Raw genomic sequence first — 17,651 nt, forward strand, 5'->3', positions numbered from 1 at the left:
CTAACGGGGGCAACGCCCAATGAGCTACAGCAAGATTCCGGCTGGCAAAGACCTGCCGAACGACATCTACGTCGCGATCGAGATCCCGGCCAACCACGCGCCGATCAAATACGAAATCGACAAAGACAGCGATTGCCTGTTCGTTGACCGTTTCATGGCCACCCCAATGTTCTACCCGGCCAACTACGGTTACATCCCGAACACCCTGGCTGACGACGGTGATCCCCTCGACGTGCTGGTCGTAACCCCTTACCCGGTTGCTCCAGGTTCGGTAATCCGCGCCCGTCCGGTCGGCATCCTGAACATGACCGACGACGGCGGCGGCGATGCCAAAGTCATCGCAGTCCCACACGACAAGCTGTCCCAGCTGTACGTCGACGTGAAGGAATACACCGACCTGCCAGCTCTGCTGATCCAGCAGATCGAGCACTTCTTCGCGAACTACAAAGATCTCGAAAAAGGCAAATGGGTGAAGATCGAAGGCTGGGCCGGCGCAGACGCCGCCCGCGAAGCGATCACCAAGTCGGTTGCTGCCTACAAAGGCTAAGCCCGGCTGCAGGCTTTTAGCTGCAAGCGGCAAGAAAAACCCCGGATGATCCGGGGTTTTTTGTGGGTGCCAGACAAGCACACCAAACACCACGTTTAAACACGCCCTCCCATAGTTTTTGCCTGTTTAAAATTCCCCAAGAGCGTCTTACATCCGGTCGTAAATTTCCCGCAAAATTTGAACGAGGCGTTTATTCAATCCCTTGTTAGCCGCCAGTAGACTCGCGTTCATGAAAAAGAACACTAGCGGCCCACGCTTCAAAGCGCTCCTCGAAGCAGCGAACATCACGACCACCGGATTTGCCGAATTCCTGGATACGGCTCCGCAAAATGTACATAACTGGTACACCCGCGGTGTGCCTGCCCATTGCATGGAAGAAGTCGCCAGAAAACTCTCCGTCAGCAGCGACTGGCTGAAAACCGGCGAAGGCTCGAAAGACGCCCAACACCTGCGCCTGCTCGACGAGTCCGGCAACACCTTCGATGCCCAGACCATCCGCGGCGTCTACACGGTCATAGAGCCTGTCGACGTCGAACTGCCATTCCTCAAAGAAGCTGTCACCGCCCCGGGATCCAACAAAACCCATGTCATAGAAGATCCCGAGAAATCCATCCGCCTGCCCCGCAGCCACCTCGACTCCCTGGAAATCAACCACGCCGACGCCATCTGCACCCTGATGAGCGGCAATAGCATGGGTGAGAAAATTGAAGACGGTTCGACCCTGGCGATTGACCGTGGCCTGACCCAAATTGTCGATGGCGAGATCTACGCCATCGAACATGACGGCATGCTGCGCATCAAGTACCTGCACCGACTACCCGGCAACTCCCTGCGACTGCGCAGCCACAACCGCGCCGAATACCCGGATGAAATCTTCAGGGCCGCACAGATCGAAGAGCAGAACATCAGGGTGCTGGGCTGGGTGTTCTGGTGGTCGACCCTGAACAAACGACGGCCGACGGTGCCCTTTCTTTAAGCGCTCCAGAACGCCCATCGACCACCCACCCCGGTGGCCAAAGGCTCTGCCCGGCACTTCCCGCTGGGAATTTCCGTCAAACCTGCGTATGCTGCGCCCCACATTTGTGCATCGACCCGCCCTGCGGCTCAGATGCACTGGCCTGGCAGATGACTTTCTCACCAGGTCCCACAGCCGGACGCAAGATCCGGGTGTACGTTTTGAAGGCTGGCGCGGTTTACCAAAAATGATCCAAGCCAGTCCCCGAGAAGCCGGCCACAAGCCGGCTTTTTAATGCCTGAAAAAAGTTAACTGCCCAGAACCTGCATTTGTCTCAGCAGCGCTATCACTTCCCCCTCACGGATAACTAAACCCTTTCACCAACGTCAACTCCCCCACCGCACGCATCGGCACCAGGAACGTCTCCATCTTCTCGCTCGGCGTGCCTTCCTCGGTAATCACCGTTACCTGCGCGGTAGTCAGCGCTTGCACCGCATCTTCCTGCCCCTCCTCATCACTGCTGTACCCGCCACCGAAGTAGTTCACGTAGACCAGATATTGCCCCTTGATCGGCGCAGGCATGGCGAAGATTTCCGGGCCGTAGCCGGTGGTGACGTCGACGTCGAGCGCTGCGCCGTTGGGGACGACGCGGTCGCCGTACCAGATGTGCGCGCCGTCGGGGGTGATCAGGTGGAGGTCAAGGTCGGTGCCGTCGCTGTCCCAGGCCAGCAATACGCGCAATTTGGCCGGGGTCGCCCCGCCGCTGCTGTTGAGAAATTGCGTGCGCTGACGTTGTTGGCCATCAGGGCTGCGAACCTCGACGCTGTTGCTGCCGTTGGGGAATGAGAACGGGCGATCGAAGCGCCCGGCCGGGTCGATTTTCAGCGGCATGCTGACCCCGTTGACGATCAGTCGGCCGGGCTCTGTGGATTTCGCTGTAGCTTTGATCTGCCCGCTGATGCGAGCCGTGTTGGCCTGCCCTGTCGGGGTATTCACCGATGAAGCCGGGTAGTTGACGGTCTGCCGGAAGTTTTCCCCTTCGCCCTCAGGCGCGCCGGTGCGCCAGCCGCCTGCGGGCGTGTCGAGTTTGACGCTGTCAGCCGCCATCACCGATGGCAACGCCACCAGCGAACAGAGCAACAGCAAGACCTGTGGATAACGGAGTTTCATGGTCTATTCCAGCAAGAGGTGGCGGGCGAGCCCTTCGATGTAGGTTTCATCCTGGCCATTGGGGTGTGCTTCGAAGGCCAGGTGCAGGTATTCGTGGGTCAGGTCGAGGCGGTCTTGCAGTGTCTGCGCGCCACGCACGTAGATGCGCTGGCGTTCGCGGTCGACATAGGGGCGGCCGAATGCCAGGCGGCATACGGCGAAGGTGCTGACTTCGTTGTAGCCGGTTTCGCTTTCAAGTTTTTGGCGCCAGCCGCGCCGTTGTTTCTGCAGCCATTCTTGTGCGGCAGGTAACGCTTCGCAGGACGCGATCGGGTTGTCCCAGCGACTGAGACTGGCGCGTGGGTAGGCGTGCAGCAGGATGGCGTCGTAGCGCTGGCCGGCACGGGCCTGTTCGACGGCTTGCTGCCAGGACAGTTTGTCCGGGCCGGGTTGATCGGAATGGTAGGTGATGGTGCTGCCGGCCAGCACCAGGTCGCTGGTCCAGGCGGCGATGTCGCGAGACTCGGACGACGCCGGACGCGGTGCGACCCGCTGACGACTGCTGCTGTCGTCGATACTCAGGCAGTCACCGCTGCGCGTGGCGTTTTGCAGCAGGTAAGTGCGGATGGCCACGGCCAGGGCTTTGGCGGCTTCGACCGGTTCGGTACTGGCTTCGCGCTGGAGCACACGGGCAACGTACTCTTCGCGATCCAGACGAGCCACGAGCTTGTCGCTCAGCAGAAAAAGTTCACCGTCGCTGTGGATATCCAGCGCATTACCGTTGGCGAATTCGACGTGGTAGTCACCCTGCAATGCCCCGGAAGTCACTGCGGTGCCCCCTGACAGCACGCGCCGAAGTGGATAGCGAGAGAACAGGTCGACCTCTACGCACTGCCCTGCATCCACAGGCCATGCAACAGGAATCACCGTAGACAGTGCCTGCGCGTAATCACGCAGTACCCGTTGACTGGTACCGCGCCCGCCGGCCCAGACCGGTGTACCGTCCGCCGTCCAACCGGCAAACCCGCCCTGTCGCGATGTTGCATCCTGATCCGCCAGCCAGCTCCAGGTCTTCACCCGCAGACGGCTTCCGAGTTCGCCGACGACCTGGCCATCGGCGGCATTGAGCATCACATCGAGCAACACACGCCGGGCTTGATCCTGCGCCGGCAGCACGGCCAACATCTTCAACAGTTCCGCCACCGAAACCCGGGTAGCCGGTTGCAACGAAGGCAAATCCAGCAACCATTGCGGCGCCTGCCGCGTCTGCCAATAGGCTCGCCAGTCGGCATCGCTGATGCCCAACCGTGCGGGCTCGAAATACAGACCACATGACTTCACCAACGCCTGATCACGCTCGATCCTGCCGCCCGCCGTGCAGCAATAAACCTCTTCCTTCGACTGGCCCCGGCATTCATAAGCCGGCTCACGCGCGCCGGTGTCCACCAGCCAGGCGTAGACGAACAACTTCCACACACTGCCCAATGGCGACTGCAACGTCTGCGGCAACGGCTCGCGGGTGATCACCTGCGTTCGACTCAGCGACAACAAATCGCCCTTGAAGGCCAGGCGCAAAGGTTCGTCCTGCGCCGTTGCCAGCACAGGGATCAAACACAACAACCAAGCTGTCAGCCGCCTGTGCACGTCAGTGAACCGTGACCTGGCCAAGGGCTGCCTTTTGTTCCATCGCCTGATGCTGCGGCGCATAAACCTGAGTGAAACGCACCGGCGGCAAGTTGAACTGCCCTTTCTGCGAGAAACGCACCAAATGCCGCAGGCGCAGTTCACCACTCAAGGCATCGACCGGAATGGCGTAAGCCATTTGCCCCGGTTCGAAACGCGCCTTCTCCAGCGACGTCGGCTCGGTGCCGGCCTTGCCCATGAGTTTGATGCCCCAGGTCGTGCGCTCGACATCGGCGCCCGGTGGCAGCGGCACTTCCAGCATCCCGTAACGCAACGGTCTCGCGGCTTGGCTGGTGACGATCACCTCATCGAGATAGAGGTTGTCGCTGGACAGTGGCGCGTTGCCGACCGCTTCAAGTTTGAAGGTGAAAGCCTCATCCCCCGGCACCAATCGCGACAGGCGACGGGTGATGGTCACGGCCATCGGATCGACCGCCGGCTGTTGGCTGCGGTAACTCAATGCAGCGCGCAGCGGACGCTCTTGCGCGCCGGTCAGCGTCAATACCGGCGGCACTGGCGCAGCCCCCTGCCACGTCCAATACATCTCCCCAGAAACCCCGTACTGTTTCTTCCAGCCTTCACCCGGCGCCAATGCAATGGTGGGCGATGCCTGCTCGATGTTGCGTTGCAGCCAGGTCAACGCCAACGCACGTTCCAGGGTCGATTGCTGAGGCAGCAAACGTTGCAGCAAGGCCTGGGCGTGAGCCTGATCGAAGGGTTGCAGCGACAGGTTCAGCGCTTCGGCAAACGGCTGGGAACTGACCGCCAGACGTTGCTGCGCGTCGGCCAGTTGCCGATTGAACGCGTCCGGTAAAGCGACCTTCGCTTGCCTGGCCAACGATGCCGTCAGCACGCGTGCAGCCGCCAGCCCCAAGGCTGAATCCGGATCACTCATGACGAGGCTGTCTTCGCCGTTCTCCATCAGGTTCGCCGCGGTGCCCTCGCCCGCTTTCGCCAGGTCGTCCATCAAGCCACTGAGCAAGGTGTTGACCGGCAACTGCATCTGTTTGGCGAACGACAGGATCAGCGCCCGCTGCAACAACGGCGTGTTCTTCGCCTGTTTGGCGTAGACCTCCAGCACCCGCTGCCAATGCTCCGGCGGCAGGCTCAGTTCCAGCACCTGGCTGGCGTGCCAGTCGGCGTAATAGGCGTAGGCGGTGAGGAATGCATCCGGCTCGCCATCCATGCCCCACCAGGTGAAGCTCGCCGAAGGGCCGGCCATTTGTACCAGACGCAAGCGACTGTTTTGCATGATCAGACGCAGGCGATCACGGATCTGCGGATTCGCCGCCAGCGTCGGGTAGGCAATGCTCAATGGCAGCAGGCGGCTGGCGGTCTGCTCGACGCCACCGTAGGGGTAGCTCAACAGATCGTCGAGTGCAGAACGGAACAACGCTTGCGGACTGTCGTCCAGACGCAGGCGGATATCACTGGCGTCTGTCGGCAACGTCAGCGGCGTATCGCCCTCACCCACATCAAGGCTCTGGGTTTGAGTCACCTGCCAGCCGTCACCGGTTGCGCTCAGGCGCACCGCCAGGGCATCAGCGGTTTTGCCATCCTGCATCAGCTCGGCGCTCCACTCGCCATTGACTAGTTCAAAGGTCGGCAACGGGATGTAGTTGATGCCACTGTTCAGAGTTACAGGCACGCGCTGTTCGTTGCCGGCGTAACGGGTCACCAGTTCGGCCTTGACCGGTTTCTCGGCCTGACTGAAGGCGAACACACCGAGGTCCGGTTTGTCACCGACGCGGAATCGGGTCGGCCCGCTCCACTTCAGGTACAGCGGTTTTTCCGAGCGTACGAACTGCTTCTTCTGCCCGACCTGACCGTCATCGGCGATGGCCCTGACAGTGATGCGCCAGCGGGTCAGGGAGTCGGGCATCTTGAAGGTGAAGCGGGTTTTGCCGTTGGCATCGGTCAGCAATTCAGGTTGCCACGCCGCCGTGTCAACGTCCTCACGACGCGGCCGCTCCAGCACTTTCACGCCGCGTTCACTGCGATTGGCCTTGCCCGGTGCGCCGGGGCTGCCCGGCAAGGCGACGTCATAACTGATGAACGACAAACTGGCGCTGGTGCGCACGTTGTTGCGCCGTGGGTGATAGAAGAACTGGTCGATGCTCGGCGCGACTTCCGGTTGCAGGGCGTAGACCATTTCATCGACCACGCTGACCGTCAGGTGCGCGGGAATCGCTTTGCCGGCGAACCGGGTGGTCAGGTCCACCGAGACGGTTTCACCCGGCAGGTAGGTTTCTTTGTCGGTGGCGATGACCACGTCGATCTGTGGCGTTACCACCTTGATGCCGGCGTTCTGGAAACTGTATTGGCCACCCTTGGTGTACAACACCGAGAAGGTCAGGTTCGGCGCGAAACCGTCTTTCACCGGGATGCGCGCGCGGTATTGGGTATCGCTGAGTTTTTCCATCGTCAGCCAGTCGCCGCCCTTTGAAAGCAGCGCAGTGGCTTCGACCTTGTCGCGTTCCAGAGATAACAGCGCATCACTCACTGGCTCGGGGAAAGTGATCAGCGCCAGCGCTTCATCGCCTGCGATGTACTCGGGCTTGTCGAGGACGATTTCCACGGTGCCGGGTACAGCTTTGACACCTTCGCCGATCACCGAATGGCCAGTGGCGCCGACCGCCCGGCCATGATCATCCTTGAGCGTCAGGTTGTAGGTGCCCGGCCGGTCAAAGGCCAGGGTGAAACCTTTGTCGGTTGCCGCGAGCTTGCCTTCGCCGGTGCTCTGGTCCTCCAAACGCACCCAGCCATAGCTGCCTGGCGTAACGGCATCGGCTTGCTCGCCTTCGCGGGCGTAGCTGAAGGCAACCTTGTCACCCACCGCGCTGAAGCGTTGAGGCGCGCTCAAGCGGAAATTCGCCGCGCCACGGTCGATGAGGATTTCCTTGGTGGTCTTGACCCGATACGCCGCACCGTCGCTGGCAAATACCGTGAGCATGTAGCGACTGGGCTTGTCCGCTGCCGGCAAGTCGAGGGACGCGCTGCCCTTGGCGTCGGTGGTCAATTCGGTGCTGGTCAGTTCCACCGGAAATTGCCCGAGGTATTGCAGTTCGTTGTCGACCATCGACAGCTGTTGGGCGCGCAGGCTCAGGCTCAGTTTCGCATTGGCCACCGGTTTTCCATCCGGGTACAGCAGCACCAGGCTGCCCTTGACCGGTTCGCCTGTGCGGTAATCCTGCTTGGCCAGGTTGAGCGAAATCTCGAAGTGCGGCTTGATGTATTCAGCCACGCGGAAGGCGCTGCTGTAAGCCTGATCCTTGTAGTTGAAACGCAATTCACAGCCACCGGCCACAGCGTTATCGGGCAACTGGAATCGGCCCTGGGTGCCAGCCTTGGAATCGAGCTTCAGATCGAGGGATTGCAGCGCCGTGCCGGTCGCATCCAGCACGGTCACATTGACGTCGGCCGCGCTTGGCTGCACCGAGTCCCGCGCGTTCTTGAACTCCCGCCCGACGATTTTCAGCGACACCCAATCCCCCGGTCGATACAGCGGCCGGTCGGTGAAGGCATAGAGTTTGGTGTCGTAGATTTCGCTGTCGTAGTAGAAATTCTCGGAGACGAACACCCCGCCCTCTTCGTCTTCGCCGATCACGAACGAACGCTCGGGGCTGACGTGTTTCAAGCGCAGCAAGCCATCGGTATCGGTGGCGCCGCTGCTCATCACGCCCAGGCCATCGGTCCACAGCACATTGACCTTCGGCACCGAGCTGCCTTCGTGTTTGCGCGCGGCCCACACCAACAATTCGTCACCGGCGATCTTGCTCACCGCCACGGTGTTGGAGACGAACACCATGGTGGTGGCGCGGTACTTGCCGATCAGCGCTTCCACCAGATAAAGACCCGGTTTCAGATTGCCCAGCGGGATGTACACGTTGCCCGGCGCGACGCTGACGAACTCGCTGGAAGAACCGGCCAGATTCACCCCGGCAGGTGGCTGGATCGGCTTGGCCTGCCACAACGGATAACGGAACTGGCTGACCACCGGCAAACCCGGTATCAGTGCAAATTGCGGCTGCGCATCGTAGGGCGTTGGCGCGGCCATCGCGTTGCCCATCTTCAGTTCCGGCACTTCCTCGGTGACTTGTTTACGCGACTCGTAGGAAAACGCCCGCTGCATCACCCGACGGGATTTGCGATACCAGTTGTCCCACAGGTACGCGAGGGTATTGGACAGCCCCTCCCCCTTGAACTGGCCATCGCTGACCACCCGATGAAGGTTCTTCTGGCGCTTGAGGAAGTCCAGCGGCTTGTCGATGCGATACACCCGAATATCGGCGCCGCCGTAGGGTTCCATGCGAAACCGGCGATAGTCGCGACCCGGCGCTTCAAGGCGCACCATCGCCTGTTCATCGCTGGCAAAGCTGCTGTCGGCCAGCAGGAAAAAACTCTCGCCGGCCACTGGCGCATAGCCGCTGGCCGGGACCGAGTCTTCGGCGTTTACCGCCGAGAACGGCAGCACCAATACCAACATCAAAGACAGAAAACGCAGCATGCAGGCACCGGTCATTGGGAAAGAAAATTCAGTCGATAGACGCCGATGAAGTTGGGGTTGGCTGCGTCGGGTATCCATCGGGTGTCCTTCCATGTCATGAGTTGCTGCAGGCTTGCCGAACGCATGCCGTTGTCGGTGGGGGTGCTGGTGCCGGTGTGATAGGCGATGTAACGGCCCATCCAGATCATCAGGTGCTGGTCGTCGCCCTGGTCGAAAAACATCAGGTCGCCAGGGCGCGCTTGAGACACATCGCGGCTGACCAGATGGCTGTTGAACTGGATCAATTTGATCGCATTGACGTATGGCCCGACCTTGCCGCCGCCCTGCTGCCATTGCTGGGCAAGACCGCGCTGGGCGTCGCTCAATTGCAGTTCCGGCGGCAGGTAACGATTGGACAGGCCATTGCTGCGCAGCCATTTGTCGTCATGGACTTTCAGCGCTTCGTTAGCGGCGAAGCGCACCAGCCCGGCACAGTCTTGTTGATACCAGCGCGGGCTCGGGCCCTGGCTCAGTTGCTCCTGGGCAATGCGCACGAACCAGGCACGAAACACCTGGGATTGCTGTGGGTCGAGCGACGGTGCCTCGACAGCGCGGGCACCTGCGCTCAGCAACAACGCCAGCAGGCCGAGACTTCGGATCAATGCCGTCACAGGGCTTTCCACTCCAGCGGCAGCCACTGCCAGTGGCCGTCTGGCTCGCTGCCTTCGGGCAAGGTCAGGGCGTATTTGCCGTAGCCGCCGAACTTGCGCAGCTTCGGGATCAGCCAGGTTTGCGCGGCGTTATAGAACACCGGTTCCATGTCCTGGGGCAGGCTGTCGAGGGTTTCCTGCTGCATCAGTTGGGCCATGGAGTCCGGGCCGAAATAGACCGGCATCAGCAGGTCTTTCGGTACCACGTCGGCCATCGGCGGGAAGCGTTTGTCGAGGGTGCCAAGAGCCTTGTCCACCAACTTGTCATCGAGGGAAAAAAGCAACGTCGAACCATGCCGCGCCAGGCTGACTTTCATGAACGCCTTGCCGGTGATGGCATCGGGGTCTTGAGCTTCCTTGGCCGCATAGGAACCGAAACTGGAGCTGACCTGGCGTTGCCACTGGTGGCTCTGGCCTGCCTGTTTCTCCATCACCGGGAAGGCGCCATCCTCGACCTTGCTCTCGTAGGCACCGACCATCGAGCCAAATAGGCTGCCCAAATCCCCATCGAGTTTGCCGCTGTCATCATCGTTGAGGCTGGCCACCAGCAAGGGCGTGTACAACCGCGAATCGGCATACCAGCACAGGCCTGCCGCGCCGGCCATGTGTTCGGTCAATGCCTGGGCCACCTTCTCCTGCGCACCGAGTTTCACCAGCAGCGGAGTCTGTTGTTCGGCCGCCAGCGGCAACGCCACGCAAGCGCTGGCGCCCATGGGCATGGCTTGCCAGATCGGTTTGAAATCGAAGTCTGGCTGATTCTCCAGTTCATCCATGGCCAGGAAGCTGTGCCAGCCCTTGTCGTCCATGTCAAAACGCAGGCCGGCGAAGTTAGGGATGAAACGCTGGTAACCCATGGCCAGCACGCTGGCATTCACCGACAGGCGTTGTTTCACTTGCGGCTCACGAGGTGCCAGGCCGAAGGCTTCGGGAAACAGTTTGTCGCCATTGAGCAGCGCAGCAATGGCCGTGGTCGACACGCTGCCCGATTCTTCCGTTGCGCCACTTTGCGGGTCGTAGAGTTTCGCCGGATTGGACAACACCACCAGTTTGTCGCCATGGGACGCGAACAGCAGCGCCTTGCTCGCGTTGTAGTTGAGTTGATAGAGCGCCACGTCGTCGGTACCGACCTTCACGTCAGCGACCTTGCTCAACTGCGAGTCGCCCAGCGCCACTTTGGCCAGCGGCTCCAGCACCTTGGCCAGCCCGCCGCGATCCATCACCAGCAGGAAATCCTTGAGCCGCCCATCCGCCCCGCGCCACAACGCTACATCGGCAGGCTGATCGAACAACTGCTCGATCAAGGTGTCCTGCAGTTTCAGGTCGTGTTCGTAGATGATCCGCCGCAAGCTGCCGATCAAGCCCAAGCGATCGGCATGGGTTTCGTAATAGAAGACGAAATCTTCGGTCAGGGTTTCCTTGAGGAACGGCACCGCCAGCAAGTCCTTGGGCAACTGGCTCAGGGAGTGGGTTTCCAATAGGCCATCCGGGCGGCTCATGCCCAGCTTGTCACTGGCCAACACGGGGGCCGGGGCCTTGGGCTTGTGCATGAACCACCCCAACCCACCGGCCACGACAACGACCAGGCATATTCCGATCAGCAGCGTCGGCCAATGCAGGGGAGGTTTGGCCGCGGGTGCGCCAGCGGCCGGAGTAACAGTGCTATCACTCATGTTCACAAAACCCGATGTTCATCCGTGGAGCGGGGATGCTTAGTAGTTGAAAGTCTTGACCAGCAGCAGGTCGCCGATTGCGCGCAGGGGCACGATGAACGTCTCGCGTTTTTCATCGACGGTGTTTTCGTTGAGCACCAGGTTGATCTGCGAGGTAATCACCTCGTTCTGGTTGCTGGTCTCATCGAAGTTATAGCCGCCGCTGCCGAAGTTGCCCCAATAGTTCACGTAAACCAGATAGGTGCCACGCAGCGGTGCGGTCATGGTGAACATTTCCGGACCCGGGCCATCGACGCCATCGGGGTCGAGGCCGCCGCCATTGGTCAAGGCCGAATGCGCCCAGAAGGCATGCTGGCCATCAGGCGTGACAATATGCAGGTCGAGTTCGGCTTTCGGATCGTCCCAACCCAGCACCACGCGAATCCGCACCGGGGTGCGAAGGTTGTTGGCTTCATAGAATTGAACACGCTTGAGAGACTGGCCTTCGGCGCTGCGCACTTCGACGCTGTTGGAACCGGCGCCAAACGCATAGGGTCGGGCGAAACGCCCTTGTTCGTCGGTATAGAGGTTCAGCGGATTGCCGTTGACCGCCAACGTGTGCGGCCCGCGCTGAGTGCCGAGGGCCTTGAGCCGACCTTCGATCATCGTGCGATTGCGCTGCACGCCCCGATCAATCGGTGGCGTGGGATAGGCGACTTGCGGGTTTTCCGTGCGGTCCAGCAACCCGTTGAAGCGCCAGCCGCCCACCGGCTCCGACACCTCGGCACTTGGCGCGGCCAGAACCGGCACACAGACCAACCCGATCAGCAGCAAAAGAAATGAGCGCATGTGACGCCTCCTGCCATGCATGACGAAACCTTGCGCCTGATCCTGAGCGCATTACAGATGTGGATACTGCGTTTCGTCTGAAAGACCCGTGATTGCCGAGTCGAATATGACGCGAAGGTTAGACGTGCAGGTGTTTTTTAACAATCGGGCGCATCTGGATTTGCGGGAGGAATCACAGCGCTGGGTGGACGGTGAGCCGAAAAGCATCTTCCACCCTGTAGGAGCGAGCTTGCTCGCGATGAACGCAAGGGCACCGCGTCAAATCAGACAGTACGCGTCATCGTTAACGACCATCGCGAGCAAGCTCGCTCCTACAGGAATGGGCAGCACCAAATCCCCCGCTCATTTGCCCATACCCCCCCTATCTGCTAGTGTCGCGCCGGTTTAACGTCAACCGGAAATCGCCGCCATGGCCCGCAAAAAAGCTGCACTGGATTTCGAACAATCCCTCGCCGACCTGCAAACGCTGGTGGAGCGCCTGGAGAATGGCGAATTGTCGCTGGAGGACTCGCTGGCCGCTTTCGAGCAAGGCATTGGCCTGACCCGCGATTGCCAGGCGGCGCTGGCCCAGGCCGAGCAAAAGGTTCAGGTGCTGCTCGAGCGTGATGGCGAGTTGGCCGAGGAACCCTTCGACGCGGATCAGCCAGAATGATTGCAGCGTACTCGGCCACCAGCCAGGCCCGCGTCAATGCAGCGCTGGAAACCCTGTTCACCGCACCGAGCCCCGAGCTGGCGCGGCTGTACGAAGCCATGCGCTACAGCGTGATGAATGGCGGCAAACGCGTGCGTCCACTGCTGGCCTACGCCGCGTGCGAAGCGTTGGGCGGCAAGGCCGAGCAAGCCAACGGCGCAGCCTGTGCGGTGGAGCTGATCCACGCCTATTCGCTGGTGCATGACGATTTGCCAGCAATGGACGATGACGATCTGCGCCGCGGCCAGCCAACCACCCACAAGAAATTCGATGAAGCCTGCGCGATCCTCGCCGGCGACGGCTTGCAGAGCCTGGCTTTCAGCGCCCTGCTCGATCCACGCCTGAGCGCGTCGGATGCCGAAATCCGCCTGCAAATGGTCAGTGCCCTGGCGTTGGCGGCAGGCCCGGCGGGCATGGTTGGCGGTCAGGCCATCGACCTCGGCTCGGTCGGTCTGAAGCTCGACCAGAAAGCCCTGGAGTACATGCACCGGCACAAGACCGGCGCGCTGATCGAGGCCAGCGTCAAACTCGGCGCCCTGGCCAGCGGCCGCGCCGAGAAAGACGAACTCAAGTCCCTGCAGACTTATGCACAGGCCATCGGTCTGGCATTCCAGGTGCAAGACGACATTCTCGACGTCGAAAGCGATACCGAAACCCTCGGCAAACGGCAGGGTGCCGACATTGCCCGGGACAAACCGACCTACCCGTCCCTGCTCGGCCTCGACGCCGCCAAGGCCTATGCCCTGGAGCTGCGCGACCAGGCCCTGCACGCACTGCGACCGTTTGACGCAGCGGCCGAGCCGTTGCGTGATCTGGCCCGGTATATCGTCGATCGCCGCAGCTGACGGCGAATCCGCCAAAAAAGACCAACGCGTGGGCAGGGGACGATGCATCAGGTAAACTGCCGCATCTTTTATACCTATAACGATTCGCCTGATGCCCACGACGTTTCATGAGATTCCCCGCAAGCGCCCGACCACGCCCCTGCTCGACCGCGCGAACACGCCGGACGGCCTGCGCCGGTTAGGCGAAGCCGAGCTGGAAACCCTGGCCGATGAGTTGCGCCTGGAATTGCTCTACACGGTCGGCCAGACCGGTGGGCATTTCGGTGCCGGCCTGGGCGTGATCGAGCTGACCATCGCGCTGCATTACGTCTTCGATACCCCGGACGACCGGCTGGTGTGGGACGTGGGTCATCAGGCTTATCCACACAAGATCCTCACCGGTCGTCGCGAGCGCATGGGCACCCTGCGCCAGAAGGACGGCGTCGCCGCCTTCCCGCGCCGCTCCGAGAGCGAGTACGACACCTTTGGCGTCGGCCACTCCAGCACCTCGATCAGTGCCGCGCTGGGTATGGCGATTGCCGCCCGCCTGCAAAACAGCGAGCGCAAGGCGATTGCTGTGATCGGCGACGGCGCGTTGACCGCGGGCATGGCGTTCGAGGCGCTGAACCATGCGCCGGAAGTGGACGCCAACATGCTGGTGATCCTCAACGACAACGACATGTCGATCTCGCGCAACGTCGGTGGCTTGTCGAACTACCTGGCGAAGATCCTTTCCAGCCGTACCTACGCGAGCATGCGCGAAGGCAGCAAGAAAGTGCTGTCGCGCCTGCCCGGTGCCTGGGAAATCGCTCGCCGGACCGAAGAATATGCCAAAGGCATGCTGGTTCCCGGCACGCTGTTCGAAGAACTGGGCTGGAACTACATCGGCCCCATCGATGGCCACGACCTGCCGACCCTGATCGCTACCCTGCGCAACATGCGCGATCTGAAAGGTCCGCAGTTCCTGCACGTCGTCACCAAGAAAGGCAAAGGCTTCGCCCCGGCGGAAGTCGACCCGATCGGTTACCACGCCATCACCAAACTCGAACCGCTGGACGCCCCGGCCGCCGCGCCGAAAAAGGCCAGCGGGCCCAAGTACTCCGGTGTGTTCGGCGAGTGGCTGTGCGACATGGCGGCGGCCGATCCGCGTCTGGTCGGGATTACCCCGGCGATGAAGGAAGGCTCGGATCTGGTCGCTTTCAGCGAACGCTTCCCGCTGCGCTACTTCGACGTGGCCATTGCCGAGCAGCACGCCGTCACTCTCGCGGCCGGCATGGCCTGCGAAGGCGCCAAACCCGTGGTGGCCATCTACTCGACCTTCCTGCAACGCGGCTACGACCAGTTGGTGCATGACGTCGCCGTACAGAACCTCGACGTGCTGTTCGCCATCGACCGCGCAGGCCTGGTCGGCGAAGACGGCCCGACCCACGCCGGCAGCTTCGATTTGTCGTTCCTGCGCTGCATCCCCGGCATGCTGGTGATGACCCCGAGCGATGAAAACGAGCTGCGCAAGATGCTCACCACCGGCCACCTGTACGAAGGCCCGGCAGCGGTGCGTTACCCACGCGGCAACGGCCCGAACGCGACCATCGAGAAAGACCTCGAACCGATCGAGATCGGCAAGGGCGTAGTCCGCCGCCAGGGCAGCAAAGTCGCCCTGCTGGTGTTCGGCGTGCAACTGGCCGAAGCCCTGAAAGTCGCCGAGACGCTGGACGCAACCGTGGTCGACATGCGTTTCGTCAAGCCGCTGGATGAAGAACTGGTTCGCGAAATCGCTGGTAGCCACGAGCTACTGGTCACTGTCGAAGAAAACGCGATCATGGGCGGCGCCGGTGGCGCGGTCAGCGAATTCCTCGCCCGCGAAAACATCCTCAAGTCGATGCTGCACCTGGGCTTGCCGGACATTTACGTCGAACACGCCAAGCCTGCGCAAATGCTGGCTGAGTGCGGGCTGGATGAAGCTGGGATCGAGGCTTCAATCCGCGAGCGCCTGCAACTGCTGAACATCTAAACGCAAAACCCTGTGGGAGCGAGCTTGCTCGCGATGGCGGACTGTCAGTCAACTCAGATGCTGACTGATACACCGCTATCGCGAGCAAGCTCGCTCCCACAGTGGTTTTCAGCGCCTATCAAAACTGTATTCGCCTCAAAGCACCAACGGACTACCCATGAAACTCTCTCCCTTCGCCCTGACGCTGACCCTGCTGCCGGCCGGTCAATTGCTGGCCGACACCTTCGAACGCGACCAGGCCCTGAAGCTGCCCGACGTGTTGATCAGCGCCAACCGCCAGGTCGAAGCGCGCAATGACAGCAGCGCCGCCAACACCGTGTTCACCCGCGACGACATCGATCGCCTGCAACCCGATAGCGTCACTGACCTGTTGCGTCGAGTACCGGGTGTGCAAGTCTCGCAGTCCGGCGGGCGCGGCAGCATTCCGGGGGTCTATATCCGCGGCACCCAGTCGGCCCAGAGCCTGGTGCTGGTGGATGGCCAACGCATCGGCAGTTCGACCTCCGGCGACAGCAACCTGCAACACATCAATATCGAACAGGTCGAGCGCGTGGAGGTGCTGCGCGGCTCCCGCTCGGTGATTTACGGCAGCGATGCGATTGGCGGGGTGATCCAGATCTTCACCCGCCGCGGCGGTGAACAAGGCCTGCAACCGCGCATGCACACCGGTTTTGGCAGTAATCAGACCTGGGAGCGCAGCCTTGGCCTGTCCGGTGGTGATGAGCGAACCCGCTTCAACCTCGGCGCCAGCCTCGATGAAACCGCCGGGATCAATCGCACCCACGAGTCGTATCCCAGTGATGGCGATCACGACGCCTACCGCAACAAATCCCTCAGCCTGAGCCTGAGTCACACCCTGACGGAAGACGTCGAAGTCGGCGCCAACGTGCTGGATAACCGTGGCAAGAGCGAGTTTGATAGTCCGTTCGGCCGTTACGATTACGTGACGGACAAGTCCTATCAACAGCAGCCCTACAACGACTTCAATGTGAGCAGCGTCAGCAGCTACATTGATGCACAGATCAATGAGGTATGGAAAACCCGCGTCGAACTCGGTCACAGCGAAAACCGCGAGACAACCCTCGACAAGCTCAGCGATGAGCGCAGTGTTTTCAATACTTACCGCGACTCGGTCAACTGGCAGAACGATCTGACACTCAACGAGCGCAACAGCCTGATGCTCGGTGGCGACTGGTACGAAGACCGGATCAACAGCACCACAGCGTTCGACGAAGACAGCCGCTGGAACCGCGCCGTGTTTATCCAGCATCGCTTTCAGACCGACAGTTTCTCTACGGAGTTGGGTCTGCGTCACGACGATAACCAGCAGTTCGGCAGCCAGAACACCTGGAGCGGCACCTTCACCGTGCCGCTGAACCCGGACAACGAAGTGCTGCTGACCTATAGCGAAGGCTTCCGCGCGCCGACGTTCAATGATCTGTATTACCCGGATTTCAGCAACCCGGATTTGAAACCCGAAACATCCAAGAGCTATGAGCTGCAATGGCGCAGCCAATTGACCGAGAGCAGTCGCCTGGAGACGTCGCTGTATCGCACCGACCTTGAAGACGCGATCATTTTCGGCAGCAACTCACGCCCCGAAAACGTCGCCTCGGCACGGATCAACGGCTTCGAAGCAGCGCTGAAGCAGGAACTGTTCGGCTGGCAGAGCAACCTTGGCGTGGCGATCATCGACCCACGCGACCGTGATACGGGCCACACCCTGGCCCGTCGTGCGCGGCGCACCTTGAGCCTGGACCTGGACCGACAGTTCGATCGCCTGGGCCTCGGCGCCAGCTGGCAAGCGGTCAGCAGCAGCTATGACGACTTGAACAATCAACAGCCGTTGGGTGGTTATGCCCTGTTGGGGTTGCGCAGCAGCTGGGAGCTCAATCGTGAAATCAAGCTGGAACTGAAGGTCGACAACCTGCTGGACAAGGGTTACAGCCGGGCGTTGTACAGCTACCAAGGTAGCCAGTATGGGTATCGCGAGGAAGGTCGGGCGTGGATGTTTGGGGTGACCTGGACACCAGAGATCTAAAGCCAGACTCGATCATTTGTGGCGAGGGGGCTTGCCCCCGTTGGGCTGCGAAGCAG

General features: G+C 61.2%; 12 protein-coding genes. 6 read left to right on the plus strand and 6 right to left on the minus strand.

What is annotated here, in order from left to right:
- The first annotated feature begins 19 nt into the window (after positions 1-19).
- Both ppa and J4D25_RS22050 read left to right on the plus strand, forming a co-directional pair.
- Entirely contained in the window at positions 20-547 is a 528-nt protein-coding gene (gene ppa / locus J4D25_RS22045; RefSeq protein WP_007990564.1) for an inorganic diphosphatase, read from the plus strand.
- 229 nt (positions 548-776) lie between these two features.
- A complete protein-coding gene (locus J4D25_RS22050) occupies positions 777-1,523 on the plus strand; it encodes a S24 family peptidase (RefSeq protein ID WP_057713140.1) in 747 nt (248 codons plus the stop codon).
- 336 nt (positions 1,524-1,859) lie between these two features.
- Here J4D25_RS22050 and J4D25_RS22055 read toward each other — a convergent pair whose 3' ends face one another.
- The 6 genes from J4D25_RS22055 to J4D25_RS22080 are packed head-to-tail and all read right to left on the minus strand — an operon-like array spanning position 1,860 to position 12,028.
- Positions 1,860-2,672 carry a YfaP family protein gene (locus J4D25_RS22055; protein ID WP_057713139.1) on the minus strand — a complete coding sequence of 271 codons (813 nt, stop codon included), beginning with the start codon at positions 2,670-2,672 and terminating at the stop codon, positions 1,860-1,862.
- Between the two features lie 3 nt (positions 2,673-2,675).
- The gene (locus tag J4D25_RS22060; protein ID WP_057713138.1) at positions 2,676-4,295 is read right to left on the minus strand and encodes a DUF2300 domain-containing protein; all 1,620 of its coding nucleotides are present in this window, start codon (positions 4,293-4,295) and stop codon (positions 2,676-2,678) included.
- 1 nt (position 4,296) lies between these two features.
- Entirely contained in the window at positions 4,297-8,856 is a 4,560-nt protein-coding gene (locus tag J4D25_RS22065; protein ID WP_079246708.1) for an alpha-2-macroglobulin, read from the minus strand.
- Positions 8,853-9,491, minus strand: a complete 639-nt coding sequence (locus J4D25_RS22070; protein ID WP_057713137.1) for a DUF1175 domain-containing protein — start codon at positions 9,489-9,491, stop codon at positions 8,853-8,855. The genes J4D25_RS22065 and J4D25_RS22070 overlap by 4 nt, the downstream gene beginning before the upstream one ends.
- On the minus strand, positions 9,488-11,200 hold the full coding sequence (locus tag J4D25_RS22075; protein WP_057713136.1) for a DUF2138 domain-containing protein: 1,713 nt from the start codon (positions 11,198-11,200) through the stop codon (positions 9,488-9,490). Before J4D25_RS22075 ends, J4D25_RS22070 begins: the two co-directional genes overlap by 4 nt.
- 39 nt (positions 11,201-11,239) lie before the next feature.
- Positions 11,240-12,028 (minus strand): YfaP family protein, encoded by a 789-nt coding sequence (locus tag J4D25_RS22080; protein WP_057713135.1) that lies wholly within the window; start codon positions 12,026-12,028, stop codon positions 11,240-11,242.
- A 409-nt stretch (positions 12,029-12,437) separates the two neighbouring features.
- Between J4D25_RS22080 and J4D25_RS22085 the strand changes: the two genes are divergently transcribed.
- The 4 genes from J4D25_RS22085 to J4D25_RS22100 all read left to right on the plus strand — a co-directional run bounded on the left by J4D25_RS22085 (position 12,438) and on the right by J4D25_RS22100 (position 17,595).
- On the plus strand, positions 12,438-12,680 hold the full coding sequence (locus tag J4D25_RS22085; RefSeq protein WP_007970180.1) for an exodeoxyribonuclease VII small subunit: 243 nt from the start codon (positions 12,438-12,440) through the stop codon (positions 12,678-12,680).
- Positions 12,677-13,564: a (2E,6E)-farnesyl diphosphate synthase gene (ispA, locus tag J4D25_RS22090; protein ID WP_057713134.1), complete on the plus strand. Its 888-nt coding sequence runs from the start codon at positions 12,677-12,679 to the stop codon at positions 13,562-13,564. The genes J4D25_RS22085 and ispA overlap by 4 nt, the downstream gene beginning before the upstream one ends.
- 91 nt (positions 13,565-13,655) lie before the next feature.
- The gene (gene dxs, locus J4D25_RS22095) at positions 13,656-15,554 is read left to right on the plus strand and encodes a 1-deoxy-D-xylulose-5-phosphate synthase (RefSeq protein ID WP_057713133.1); all 1,899 of its coding nucleotides are present in this window, start codon (positions 13,656-13,658) and stop codon (positions 15,552-15,554) included.
- A 157-nt stretch (positions 15,555-15,711) separates the two neighbouring features.
- Complete coding sequence (locus J4D25_RS22100) at positions 15,712-17,595, plus strand: TonB-dependent receptor domain-containing protein (protein ID WP_057713132.1); 1,884 nt, start codon at positions 15,712-15,714, stop codon at positions 17,593-17,595.
- The last annotated feature ends 56 nt before the right edge of the window (positions 17,596-17,651 follow it).

The sequence above is a fragment of the Pseudomonas sp. GW456-L13 genome, assembly GCF_017350115.1.
GTDB lineage: Bacteria > Pseudomonadota > Gammaproteobacteria > Pseudomonadales > Pseudomonadaceae > Aquipseudomonas > Aquipseudomonas jessenii.

What these genes read in the sequence shown, in the direction of transcription:
- dxs (WP_057713133.1), top strand. Translation starts at nt 13,656, where the DNA reads ATGCCCACGACGTTTCATGAGATTCCCCGCAAGCGCCCGACCACGCCC.
- J4D25_RS22050 (WP_057713140.1), top strand. Translation starts at nt 777, where the DNA reads ATGAAAAAGAACACTAGCGGCCCACGCTTCAAAGCGCTCCTCGAAGCA.
- J4D25_RS22055 (WP_057713139.1), bottom strand. Translation starts at nt 2,672, where the DNA reads ATGAAACTCCGTTATCCACAGGTCTTGCTGTTGCTCTGTTCGCTGGTG.
- J4D25_RS22065 (WP_079246708.1), bottom strand. Translation starts at nt 8,856, where the DNA reads ATGACCGGTGCCTGCATGCTGCGTTTTCTGTCTTTGATGTTGGTATTG.
- J4D25_RS22085 (WP_007970180.1), top strand. Translation starts at nt 12,438, where the DNA reads ATGGCCCGCAAAAAAGCTGCACTGGATTTCGAACAATCCCTCGCCGAC.
- J4D25_RS22075 (WP_057713136.1), bottom strand. Translation starts at nt 11,200, where the DNA reads ATGAGTGATAGCACTGTTACTCCGGCCGCTGGCGCACCCGCGGCCAAA.
- J4D25_RS22100 (WP_057713132.1), top strand. Translation starts at nt 15,712, where the DNA reads ATGAAACTCTCTCCCTTCGCCCTGACGCTGACCCTGCTGCCGGCCGGT.
- ispA (WP_057713134.1), top strand. Translation starts at nt 12,677, where the DNA reads ATGATTGCAGCGTACTCGGCCACCAGCCAGGCCCGCGTCAATGCAGCG.
- ppa (WP_007990564.1), top strand. Translation starts at nt 20, where the DNA reads ATGAGCTACAGCAAGATTCCGGCTGGCAAAGACCTGCCGAACGACATC.
- J4D25_RS22080 (WP_057713135.1), bottom strand. Translation starts at nt 12,028, where the DNA reads ATGCGCTCATTTCTTTTGCTGCTGATCGGGTTGGTCTGTGTGCCGGTT.